Origin of the sequence: Mycetohabitans rhizoxinica HKI 454, from assembly GCF_000198775.1 — a bacterium.
GTDB classification, from domain to species: domain Bacteria; phylum Pseudomonadota; class Gammaproteobacteria; order Burkholderiales; family Burkholderiaceae; genus Mycetohabitans; species Mycetohabitans rhizoxinica.
Genome location: NC_014718.1, coordinates 136,805 through 148,833, shown reverse-complemented (window position 1 = coordinate 148,833; position 12,029 = coordinate 136,805). Strand labels below are relative to the sequence as shown.

The following is a 12,029-nucleotide window of genomic DNA, read 5'->3' as shown; positions in this document are numbered from 1 at the left end:
CAGCATGATGTAGCGAGACATAATTTTAATTATGCCTTTATTAAAGATATGTACACCCCCTAGCATGCCACTAGGATGAGTGCAACATTGGGTGCTATAACCCAAGTGGGGTTGTCCAATTTTCATAAATTCTACCGGCCACCTTTTCCGTGATGCTGCCGTGTCGTCCTTTTTTATATTTCATTATCAGCATATGGAGATGCGTGACGCCGTCATCGCGAGCAGTCTTTTTCATTTGGGAAACGACACCTTCGCCGTATCCAAAAATAGTGTTGAATCTGCCGACAAAATCATCATAGGAAATGGGCTGCCGGTCTAGAATAATCTCCACCGCTTGGCCTGGCAAATGATTCTCGAGAATTTCATATAGTTTGAATGGCCTCTTCGCATCTCCCGGCGCCATCGTGACCACCTGGAGCATGCCATCATCTGTTAAGTGCTGGTCGATATTGGACAATATCTTTTCAGCAAAATCCATCCCGTAAATGCCGGCTGCAGAATTGACGTAGTAATCGATTCCGGGTGGCGTAGGCTCGAACGGCGGGTTAGAACAAATAAAATCGAATTGCTTATCCTTGACAGATGCAAAAATATCCGAAGTGCTGCCATCCCGAATATCGAAATTCTTATCGATATGGTTGAGGATGGCGTTGTGTCCGGCCAATATTTTCGCTCTTGGGTTGACATCCAATCCAACACAAGAAGTGGCACCATTGAGTAGGCAAAAAATGCTCAATACGCCCGAGCCAACACCGATGTCTAGGACGCTAGCCTGTTCCAAATCTTCTGCGGACGTGTAGTCCATGAAAAATAACTGTTCCGGCTGTATAGGAAGAACCTGATCAGCATGAGGATAGTGAAAGGCATCCGTCACGACCTTGATGGGATAGGGCGACGACAATAAATTATTTTTCTCGTCATGTTGACCATTCAAGCCATGATGCATTGAATTCCACTGGGCTATCGGCAAGCAGTCAGCTATTTGATGATGGCTTGCCGTCTGGCCATGGTTTTTCGTGATGAAAAAAATACATTTTTCTTCGTTTGTGTGGTGCATCGCGATGTCCCGTACCATCCTGTTGTTAGTCTGGCTGTTGTTGGTCTGGCGATCGAACCCTAGTTTATCTGACGACAAACCGATTGCCAATAAACAAAGCATCAATGGCCGTTCCCTGGAACGTCTTGATCGCATCCGATGGCGTGCAGACGATGGGTTCGCTATCGTTGAATGAGGTGTTGAGCACCACGGGTACACCGGTCATTTCAAAGAAATGCTGGATCAGCGCGTGGAATTTAGGGTTGCGCTCTTGACTGACCATCTGCACACGGGCGGAATGATCCTTATGCAGGACCGCTGGGATCGATGCTTGACGATCTTGTTTGGCCGGGCAGGCGAACAGCATCGATTGGTGGCTCATCGATGCTTGGCCCAGCTCAAACCAGTTGGCCGCTTCTTCAGCCAGTACGCTGGGTGCAAGAGGGCGAAATTCTTCGCGATGCTTGACCTTCACATTGAGCACCTCGCGCATCGACGCGCTGCGGGGATCGGCCAGTAGTGAACGGTTACCCAGCGCGCGGGGACCAAATTCCATGCGGTCTTGAAACCAAGCTACGATCTTGCCGTCGGCGATCAGCGTGGCCGCATCGCGCGCGGGATCGGCGCTGTGTCGGGGCGACAGACCGGCGTCACGGAATGCGGCATCGATCGCCGCATCGGAAAACGCCGGGCCCAGGTACGGGTTGTCATCGGCCTGCGATGGACGTTGGCCGGAAAGCGAATAATAAAGATGCAGCGCCGCGCCAACCGCCGTGCCTGCGTCATGGGGCGCGGTGGGGACATACATTTGAGAGAACAAGCCGCTTTCCTTGATGACGGAATTGCTGACGCAATTTAGCGCGACACCGCCTGCATAGCACAATTTATCGGAGGCAGCGCGCTCACGCAGCTCGCGCACCAATCCCATCAGCGCGTGATCTGTGGCTTCTTGAAGGGCGGCGGCAACATGGCGGTGATGATCGAGGATCGGTTCTTTATCGGCTCGTGCCGGACCAAACAATGCCTCGATCCGCTCGAAGTCCGGCAGACGGAAATGGGCCACGTCCGGATCGATCGTATATCGGCCTGCTTCTGAATTCAGAAGTTGCTTGAATGTCTCTCTGAAGACAGCGGGATCACCATAAGCGGCCAGCCCCATCAGCTTGCAAGCATCATATTCAGAAAAGCCCAAATATTTGCTCAGCTTTTCCCACAGGAACCCAAGCGAGTGCGGATAGGGCACCTGATCCAGTGTCGTTATTTTATTGCCGTCCCCACGCGCCAGCAAAGTACAGCCTGATTCGCCGATCCCATCGACGACAAGGATCGCAGCCTGATCGAATCCAGACGGATAGAAAGTCGAAGCGGCATGAGCGATATGATGCGGAACAAAGGCTAATTTGCTGCCAAACTGATGGTCTAGTAGCGCATCGATTGCACCGGGAACTTGCTGGAGCTTGGCAAGAAAAATGCCCTCTCCCTGCGCACTTCCCCAATCACCCGGTAGGCTGAGCGAATCGAGTTTGAATTCACGCTTTCTGAGGGCGGGATCAAACGAGTAGGCGATGCCATCCAAATCCGTGGCTTTTAATCCTGCATGGGAAAGGCAAAACTGTATGCTGTTTTTCGGTAGCTCAGCCGGGCCACTTACACAAGCTTCTTTCGCATGCTTGATTCGGGTGAATCGCTCTTCTTCGACTGCCGCTACGATCTTGCCGTCGATGACAATCGACGCGGAGGATTCATGATAGGCGGAATTGATACCAAGGATTTTCATATTAGCGTGGCTCATTCATAATATAAACCACTATAGGCTTAAATCGTGAACTAACCAAACATTATTTCTTTTTCAAAACCGCCAAAATTGCACTAAAAAGGACGCAAGCAACGTGCAACAATAGAATTATCCGCTCGGCCTCCTTGGACTTGCTTATTCCCGTGCCAAACGAAACGGTAGATGCTTCGAGTACCTGCATTTCGATATGGCGCCCGGCAGTCGTCGTGAGGCTGACCCAAAAAACTGGACCATTCAAAGGTAGAAAAATCCGGCATGATGCAACCGTATTGGAATCGCGCACCCGATGTCAATGAAAGGACGCGAACATTGTGCCGTGCCACATGATCGAGCGGGTGACGAATGGGCGGCAGTGGGCTACTTGACGTGAACCTTGATCGTCTGGCTCATTTCGGGCCCATACGAGCGATGCGCGCCGTCGGCGAACTGCATCGTCAGCGTATGGTCGCCGGGCGTCAGCGTGACGTCCGTTTCCGTCTGGCCCTTGCCGTAGTGAATCGAATGATCATTGACTGGTACAACCTCACCGCTGGGCAGCGCTTGACCGTCGACCAGCAAGTGATGGTGGCCCGTTCCTGGGGTCATGTCGCCGGCCGGCGCCACCTTCATCCCGTCCACTGCGAACTTCAGATGGATAGGATTGCTAACCTGTGCACCATCCTTCGGCTCAACAAAGCTCACGTCGGCGGCATGCGCGGTGACACAGCCCGCAAACAGCGCTGACAATAGCGTCGTAGTACGGCACAGCGACTTCGCAAAGGCACAGATCATGACGAATTGCTCCTCGTGACAAGAAACCAACAAGGGATGCGACCGCGCCGATCGGCCACGATCGGCTTCAGCCGCGCTGTGCAAAGTATGCCATGCAAGCCTGCCGGACCTCCCCGACGCATGCCGGTGAATCATGACACTGATTGATACCGGTCAGAACTCGATCATCGCGAAGTCCGCCTTGCCAACATCGCAAAGCGGGCACCGCCAATCGGCAGGCACATCCTCCCAGCGGGTCCCTGGCGGGATTCCGTCGTCCGGCGCGCCGTACGCCTCGTCATAGACCCAGCCGCAGATCACGCAAACCCATTGCCGGAACGCGACCACATCAGGCTCCACCGAAGCCGGCTGGACCGCGGCGGCGGTATCAAGCCCTGCAGCGAGGTCAGCCTGACGTGGTGTGTCACGCGCTGGGTCGTGTCCGGCTGCCGGTGCGTCCAGCGATACGATAAGCGGTTGAGCTTGCGGCGTTGCATTAGCAAACCTGGCGTGCAATTGCCGATACAGCGTCACCGCCTCGTCCGGGCCCAGGTCGATCCAGTAAGGCTCCCCTGCATGGTCGTTGAGCCGGTGGGCGGTGAATTGAATCTCGACAACAGCGCCTTTCTTATACATACAGAAAATCGTGACAAGGAGGAAAGCGCGACGCCCTAGCCGCCAGCGCGAAGCCGATATTTTATCGGCAACGTCCAGTTAGATTGTGTCATTAGCGTTGTCAATCGATTTCGGGATCGGCAACACCGCGCCGCTCAATGGAACGGTGGAGGAACTTTCCCGCCATTGGCGGCCAGCGCATGCATCAACTTGTCATGCAGCCGCTCGATTGTCGCCGGGTCGTCAATCGGGCCATTGCAGCCCAATTCGCCGGCAAGCCGGCTGCGCTGCGCAAGGCCGTCGTCGACATCCAACGCGGCCAACAGGTCGGTCAACGATCGACGCCAATCCAGCGCACGCCCACTTTTGCGCACCCGGGCATCCAGCACGGCGGCGACATCAACGCCACTCAGCGGTGTTGGCGCCGGAAACGGCGCGTCGGTCGATACCGTAGCCGCTGCTGGATCCGGCGCGGGTTCCGGCGAAACGATGCACGCGTCCGGCCTCGCGCTACGCAGCAGCTTGCTCACAATATCACCAAAGATCGTCATCGCTTCCTCCGCAGACTTGAAACACCGAGCGGCAACGGCAGTCGCAACGGCGCTCTTCTATGCTATGAGACGCCATAACCACGATTCCGCCATTTATATTGGATATTCTCAATGGCCGGCGGCTACGCGATCGACAATGAATATCGTCTAACCGCCATCCAATGCCCAATACAGCGTTACTACGTTGGTCAGCCATCCTTGCTTCAGCCGCATCAGCTCCTGCACGGATTCGTAGCCGCTGCGCTGTGCATCGAGCCGTTCGAGGTAAGTTGCCACTCCACTGCGATAGCACCGCTCGATCAGGCGCCCGCAATCCGCATTGGCATTGGCATTGGCATTGGCATTGGCATTGGCATTGGCATTGGCATTGGCATTGGCATTGGCATTGGCATTGGCATTGGCATTGGCATTGGCATTGGCATTGGCATCGGCATCGGCATCGGCATCGGCATCGGCATCGGCATCGGCATCGGCATCGAGATTGTGGACCGCCTGTTGTGCAACAAGCGGCACGCTAAGCGCATGGCGCGCGGACAGCCTGCCGTCGCAGTAGGTCGGATGCCAGCCTCGCCGCCACTGGAGCAAATGACAGTTAACGAAGGGCCTGACTGAGTCCCAGCGGCACGGCGCTCCCCGGGGGAGCCGAAGTCTTTCCCCCTATCAGGGCTTGCCACCGCGCGCTGTGACGCGCCGCCGCGGCGCCCGGCAGCGAAGCGTCGGCATGAAGCTTGCTGTCCCAGCGAGCAAGTGCACCATCGAAGCATCCGGCCATTGGAAATCGCTATCTTTAACATTAACGGCCTGCGGGCGCGACTCGGCCAACTGCTGGAATGGCTCGAGCACGAGGGGCCTGACGTGGTCTGCCTGCAGGAACTGAAGACACCCGACGAGCGCTTTCCGGCAAGCGACCTGGAGCGGGCCGGCTACGGCGCGCTCTGGCGCGGCCAGGCAGCGTGGAGCGGGGTCACGATTCTGGCGCGTGGCGAGCAGCCACGTGCTGTGCGACGGGCGCTGCCCGGCTTCGAGACCGACACGCATAACCGGTACCTGGAAGTCAGCGTCGCTGGCTTGCTAATCGCGTCGTTATACTTGCCGAACGACAATCCGCAGCCCGGCCCGAAGTTCGATTACAAGCTCGCCTGGTTTGACAAGCTGATCGAGCACGCGGCGACGATGGTCAACGACAGCCGGCCCGTCGTGCTAGCAGGTAACTATAACGTGGTGCTGACTGACGAGGATATTTACAACCCCCGCTCGTGGCTGAAGGATGCGTTGCTACAGCCGCAGAGCCGGCAACGATATGCGCAACTGCTCGCGCAAGGCTGGACCGACGCGCGGCGCGTGTTGCATCCTGATAAGCGGAACTACACGTTCTGGGATGACTTCCGGCAACACTGGCAGACCCACTCCGGGCTGCGAATCGAACATCTGCTACTCAACCGCGCGCTTGCGCCGGCGTTGACCGCCGCGGAGGTAGACATATGGGGCGCGGCCAGTCACAAGCGAGCGACCATGCACCGGCCTGGATTGAACTGCGATGGGATAGGGACGCGGACGGCGGGCCGGCACACCCCAAGCGCAACACACAGGCCCAACGCACGAACGGAGACTAGGATGCGCAAGGCACTGGATGAATACACGCGTAAGCGCGACTTCGACACCACCCCAGAGCCGCCGATGCAAACAGGCAAGTCCCCAGCACGGCGGGGACGGGCCAATCATGCATTGCAGTTTTGCGTGCAGAAGCACGACGCAACGCAGTTGCACTACGACTTCCGCCTCGAGTTGGATGGCACGTTGAAAAGCTGGGCGGTCCCAAAGGGGCCTAGTCTGGACCCGCATGTCAAGCGCATCGCGATCCATGTGGAGGATCACCCACTCGACTATGCGGCGTTCGAAGGTCATATTCCAGAAGGCCACTATGGCGCGGGCGACGTGATCGTATGGGACCGCGGCGTCTGGGTGCCAGACGGCGATCCCGCCGAGGCCTACCGAAAAGGCCGGCTGACCTTTCGCCTTGACGGCGAAAAGCTCGCCGGCCGCTGGCATCTCGTGCGCACCCGGCTGAAAGGCAAGCAAGAGCAATGGCTGCTGATCAAATCGGACGACAACGATGCGCGCTCCGAATCCGAGTACGATATCGTACAAGCGCTACCGGACAGCGTGCTCAGTGACCGCACCCTGCGGCCCACGACATCGGCCCGACAACTCGCGACGCGTCAGGCGGCGCGCAAGCGGCAACCTGAAACGGCAAACGACGCGTCGGCGCAAGCCCCGCTGCGCAAGCCCGTCACGACACAGAACCGGCGTAGGTCCCACTGGCCCGCGCTGGACGGTGCACGCGCCGCGCCGCTGCCCGAATCGCTCAAACCGGCGCTCGCGACGCTGGTGGACGCCGCTCCGGCCGGCCACTGGCGGTATGAAATTAAGTTTGATGGCTATCGAATCCTGGCGCGGATCGACGGCGATGAGGTCAAACTGTTCACCCGCAACGGCAACGACTGGACCTCGAAGATGCCGCGCCAGGCAGAAGCGCTGAGCCGCCTGGGACTCGACTCGGCATGGCTGGACGGCGAAGTGGTGGTCCTCGACAAAGCAGGACTGCCCAACTTCCAGTCATTGCAAAACGCGTTCGATGCGCGGCGCAGCAACGGGATTGTCTATTACTTGTTCGACGTGCCTTACTTGAATGGCATGGACCTGCGCAACGTGCCGCTAGAGCCGCGCCGTGCCACGCTGACTGCGCTGCTCGAGCACCATGAAGGCGACGTGCTGCGGCTGTCGCGTGATTTCGATGAGTCACCGGAGTCGATGCTCGACAGCGCATGTGAGATCCAACTCGAGGGCGTGATCGGCAAGCAAGCTGGCAGCCTGTACGCGTCGCGCCGCACCACCGACTGGATCAAACTTAAATGCAAGCACCGGCAGGAGTTCGTCGTGGTCGGCTACACCGAGCCGAGAGGCAGCCGGCAGGCATTCGGCGCATTGCTGCTCGGCCTACACGATCCCGATACCGGCGCACTGCGATACGCGGGCAAAGTCGGCGCCGGATTCAGTGAAGCGACGTTGCAATCTGTGCTCGGGCGGCTAGACCCGCTGCGCACGAGACATGCCGCGTTGGACAACCCGCCGAGTAGACGCGAGGCAACGGGCGTGCACTGGACCCGACCTGAATTGCTTGCCGAGGTGGCCTACGCAGAGATGACGCGCGAGGGCATCATCCGTCATGCCGTCTTTCGCGGATTGCGCACCGATAAACCAGCCAGCAACATCGGACCAGAACACGCAGTGCCGGCTGACGCCATTGCGGCAGCGCCCGCACGTCGTGGCCGCGCGCGGGCCGGTCCACCGGCCGATGCGCCACCCGACGCACGCGCCGAGACGGAGACGGTCCGCGGCGTCCGGATTACGCATCCGCAGCGCATCATCGATTCGGCCAGCGCGACGACCAAGCGCGAACTCGCGGAATACTACACATCGATCGCGTCGCGAATACTGCCGCATCTAAAATCGCGCCCCGTGGCGCTGGTGCGCGCGCCGGACGGCATCACGGGCGAGTTGTTCTTTCAGAAGGACGCCGGCAAGCTGCCGATTCCCCATATCCACATGTTGGACAAGGCCTGCGCGGGCCAGCCTGTGATGACGATCGACAGCGCGCAAGCGCTCGTCGGGGCAGCACAGATGGGCGCCATCGAGTTGCATACATGGAACGCGACCACCGAGCGGCTCGACCAGCCCGACCGTTTTGTATTAGACCTCGATCCGGACCCGGCGCTACCGTGGAAACGAATGATCGAGGCAACACAACTCACACTGGCCGTGCTGGACGAACTCGGCCTGAAATCATTCCTGAAAACCAGCGGCGGCAAGGGGATTCACCTGGTGGTGCCGTTGACGCCGTCGCAGGGATGGGCAGACGTGAAAGGGTTCACACAAGCGCTTGTCCAGCATATGGCGCGACAGCTGCCGGACCGATTCTCGGCGGTATCCGGCCCGAGGAACCGGGTCGGTCGTATTTTTATCGACTATCTGACGCAACGGCCAAGGCGSGACGACGATCGCGCCGTACGCGGTCCGCGCCCGAGCGCAGTTGCCCGTTTCGGTTCCAATCCGGCGTGACGAACTCACGTCACTGAAGAGCGCCAATCAATGGACGATCGCCAACCTTCACCACCGTCTCGCCGAACAGGATACCGATCCGTGGCACGGCTACGCTCGCGTCCGGCAGACGATCACCGCGCAGATGCGCGAGCGAATCGGCATGAAGGAAGCGATTCGCTTGATCCGCGGTGCCGCTCAATGACCGAAATAGACCGAGTTCACTGAGTTCGCAGGCCTTGCCGCATTGTCTCGGCCTGCGCCGGATTGCACGGAGCCGCTCATCGACGAGCCAGCGCTGGTGTACGCGATACTCTGTTGAGCATCGACGCGTGCCTGCGCGGCGTGAATGTTATCCGGATAATAGGGATCGGCCGACTCCGGGCTATAACCAGCCTTTTCAAGTTGAACCAATTCCGCGCGCACTTGCTCCCGCGTCAACGGGCCTTTCTGTTGCGCAAACGAGGCAAGCGGGGTGGCAACAATTGAAGCAGCAATGGCTGCATAGACGATGGACTTCATGATTTAACCTCCAGACTTGTTTTTAAGGCACCAAGCCTGCTGCTCGGGCCCACAACTGAAGTCTAGAAAGGCCATCGGACAGAAAAAACCGCTAGTTCAGCCATACACTATTACATTTTATATAACAATAGTATGGCTAGTAACGTCACCGCGCGTGGCCCGCGAAGATCACGGCCGCCCCAGTACCGCACACAGCTGCTCCGCAGTGTACGGTTTGCGCAACGCTTCCCAAGCGAAACCCAGATCGCAGTCGCACGGAACATCATTGCCAGAGGTGAAGATCACGCGCAGACTGCGCTGCACGTCGACCGAGCGTTGGGCCAATTCGATCCCCGACATGCCAGGCAGCATGATATCAGTGAGCAATACGTCGAACCGGTCGCGCCGAATCGCGTCCAGCGCCTCCTCCGCCGTGCCCGCCGCGATTGTCACGTGCCCCTGCATCGACAGGATTTCCCGCACCGCCTCGGTCGCTGCCGCGTTGTCGTCGACCAGCAGGATGCGCAAGCGATTGGCACGCGCGGCTGGGTCGTCCAGCGCCGGGGACTGGTGCGCACTGGCCACCCCCTGCAACGGCTGGTCAATGCGTTTCGCGGGCTGCGGAGCGCGGCGTGGCGCGACAGCCGCATTGCTTGAAGCCGGCACCGGCGAGCGTGCCCGGCCGGTGGCAACGGACACGTCGTGATCGCCGAGCACGGCGCGCAAACGCGCCGCCAACTGCTCACGGCTGTATGGCTTGCGCAGCAGTTCGACGCTGTTGTTCAGCCGCGCGTTGTCCTCGATCGCATCCTTGGTGTAGCCGGACGTGAACACGATCTTCAACCGCGGCCGCAAGCGCAACGCAACGCGCGCAAGCTCGAGGCTGCGGATCGAACCCGGCATCACCACATCCGAAAGCAGTACGTCAACATGCACGCCGCTGCGGATCAATGCCAGTGCCTGATCTGCGTTGTCCGCGCGCAGCACCCGGTAGCCGAGTCCCATCAACGTCTCGGCCACGGTGGCCTGCACGGCCTGGTCGTCCTCGACCACGAGGATCGTCTCGTGGCCGCCCTGCGGCGCCGCACTCGGCAGCACCCGCACCGTATCGGCCGGCGCCGTGGAGCGCGGCAGGTAGATGCGCACGGTCGTGCCCCGTCCCGGCTCGCTACGGATCAGAATATGCCCGCCGCTTTGCTTCACGAAGCCGTACGCCATGCTCAAGCCCAGCCCTGTGCCCTGCCCTTCCGGCTTAGTGGTGAAAAATGGATCAAACGCCCGCTCGATCACGCTGGGCGGCATGCCGGTGCCGGTATCGGTGACCGCCAACGTCACATACTCACCAGGGCGCAAATCCGGAATGCCGGCCACCGGTTGCGGGCCGAGCACCGCATTGGCCAGCGTCAGCACCAGCCGGCCTCCATCGGGCATCGCATCACGGGCGTTGATGGCCAGATTCAGGAGCACGTTTTCGAGTTGATGGCTGTCTACGAGTGTGTTCCAGAGTCCGTCGGCCACCGTTGTCTCGATATGGATCGTCTCGCCAAGCACGCGTCGCAGCAAGTCGTCCATGCGGTGCAGCACACCGCTGAGGTTGACGACCTGGGGCTTGAGCGGCTGCTGACGGCCCAGCGCTAGCAATTGCGCGGCTAGCTTGGCTCCGCGGTTCACCGCGTCGATGGCCTTGCCGAGCCGCTCACGGCTCCACGCATCGTCGCCATGGCGATTCTCGAGCAACTCGAGGTTGCCACGCAGTACCTGCAGCACATTGTTGAAGTCATGCGCGACACCACCGGTCAACTTGCCGATCGCCTCCATTTTCTGCGACTGGAACAGCGCGGTGCGGGTTTCCTCCAGCGCCTGGGCTGCCTCACGCCGCTCAGTGATATCGCGCGTGATCTTGGCAAAGCCGATCAACTCGCCGTCATCGTCGCGGATGGCATCGAGCACCACATGCGCCCAAAAACGTGAGCCGTCGCGCCGCACGCGCCAGCCTTCCGACTCCCATCGACCTTCGCGCGCCGCCACTTCGAGGCCGCGTTGCGGCACCCCGGCGGCAGCCTCTTGCGGCGTGTAGAAACGGGAAAAATGCGAGCCGATGATCTCCTCGGCCTGGTAGCCCTTGATGCGTCGCGCGCCCTGGTTCCAGTTCGTGACAATGCCCTGTGGCGACAGCATGAAGATCGCATAGTCAGTCACGCCCTGAACGAGTAGCCGGAAGCGCCGCTCGCTCTCCATCGCCACATCGTGCACTTTCTTCTTGTCGCTCATGTCGCGCACGATCTTGCCGAAGCCGAGTAGCTGGCCGTGCGCGCCATGCAGCGGCGTCATTACGACGCTGCCCCAGAACGTCGTACCGTCGCAGCGCACGCGCCATCCCTCGCTCTCGTAACGGCCGTCGCGCGCCGCCGTGCGCAGCGCGGCCGCGGGCGCGCCGGCCCGGCACTCCTGGTCCGGATACAAGTCATCGAGCATGCGCTCCAGGGCTTGCTCGCGGGTATATCCGTAAATACGCTCGCCACCGGCATTCCAGCTCAATATGCGGCCATCCGGTGACAACGCGAATATCGCATAGTCGGCAATCGTTTCGACCCACAACATCGGCCAGACGGACGTCAGGCTGTTGAGGGCAGGTCCGCGGTTGGTCATCGGCACAGGGGCTCTTCGCAATAAGCTCGATTAC

At 59.6% G+C, this 12,029-nt stretch carries 7 protein-coding genes and 3 pseudogenes; 2 read left to right on the top strand and 8 right to left on the bottom strand.

Annotated elements, in window-relative coordinates; translation table 11 throughout:
- Positions 1–94: 94 nt before the first annotated feature.
- The 6 genes and pseudogenes from RBRH_RS16385 to RBRH_RS20450 all read right to left on the bottom strand — a co-directional run.
- Positions 95–1,147 carry a methyltransferase gene (locus RBRH_RS16385; RefSeq protein ID WP_232509395.1) on the bottom strand — a complete coding sequence of 351 codons (1,053 nt, stop codon included), beginning with the start codon at positions 1,145–1,147 and terminating at the stop codon, positions 95–97.
- Positions 1,122–2,813 carry a carbamoyltransferase family protein gene (locus tag RBRH_RS12715; RefSeq protein WP_041754959.1) on the bottom strand — a complete coding sequence of 564 codons (1,692 nt, stop codon included), beginning with the start codon at positions 2,811–2,813 and terminating at the stop codon, positions 1,122–1,124. Before RBRH_RS12715 ends, RBRH_RS16385 begins: the two co-directional genes overlap by 26 nt.
- Before the next feature lie 375 nt (positions 2,814–3,188).
- Entirely contained in the window at positions 3,189–3,602 is a 414-nt protein-coding gene (locus tag RBRH_RS12710) for a DUF4399 domain-containing protein (RefSeq protein ID WP_157864515.1), read from the bottom strand.
- Positions 3,603–3,755: 153 nt separating this feature from the next.
- Positions 3,756–4,217: a rubredoxin gene (locus RBRH_RS20455; RefSeq protein ID WP_013428422.1), complete on the bottom strand. Its 462-nt coding sequence runs from the start codon at positions 4,215–4,217 to the stop codon at positions 3,756–3,758.
- Between the two features lie 134 nt (positions 4,218–4,351).
- Positions 4,352–4,747 (bottom strand): DUF3597 domain-containing protein, encoded by a 396-nt coding sequence (locus RBRH_RS12700; RefSeq protein WP_013428421.1) that lies wholly within the window; start codon positions 4,745–4,747, stop codon positions 4,352–4,354.
- A 147-nt stretch (positions 4,748–4,894) separates the two neighbouring features.
- Positions 4,895–5,053 (bottom strand): annotated as a pseudogene (locus tag RBRH_RS20450) (multidrug transporter); the annotation flags it as partial.
- A gap of 441 nt (positions 5,054–5,494) precedes the next feature.
- On the opposite strand from RBRH_RS20450, the pseudogene RBRH_RS19205 reads away from it, so the two are divergent.
- Positions 5,495–6,166, top strand: a pseudogene (locus RBRH_RS19205) (exodeoxyribonuclease III); the annotation flags it as partial.
- Between the two features lie 195 nt (positions 6,167–6,361).
- A pseudogene (gene ligD, locus RBRH_RS12690) lies at positions 6,362–9,050 on the top strand (DNA ligase D).
- Here the strand turns inward: ligD and RBRH_RS12685 are convergent.
- Positions 9,044–9,367, bottom strand: a complete 324-nt coding sequence (locus tag RBRH_RS12685) for a DUF4148 domain-containing protein (protein WP_013428417.1) — start codon at positions 9,365–9,367, stop codon at positions 9,044–9,046. The pseudogene ligD and the gene RBRH_RS12685 overlap by 7 nt on opposite strands.
- A 168-nt stretch (positions 9,368–9,535) precedes the next feature.
- Entirely contained in the window at positions 9,536–11,947 is a 2,412-nt protein-coding gene (locus RBRH_RS12680) for a hybrid sensor histidine kinase/response regulator (RefSeq protein ID WP_232509394.1), read from the bottom strand.
- Positions 11,948–12,029: the final 82 nt, after the last annotated feature.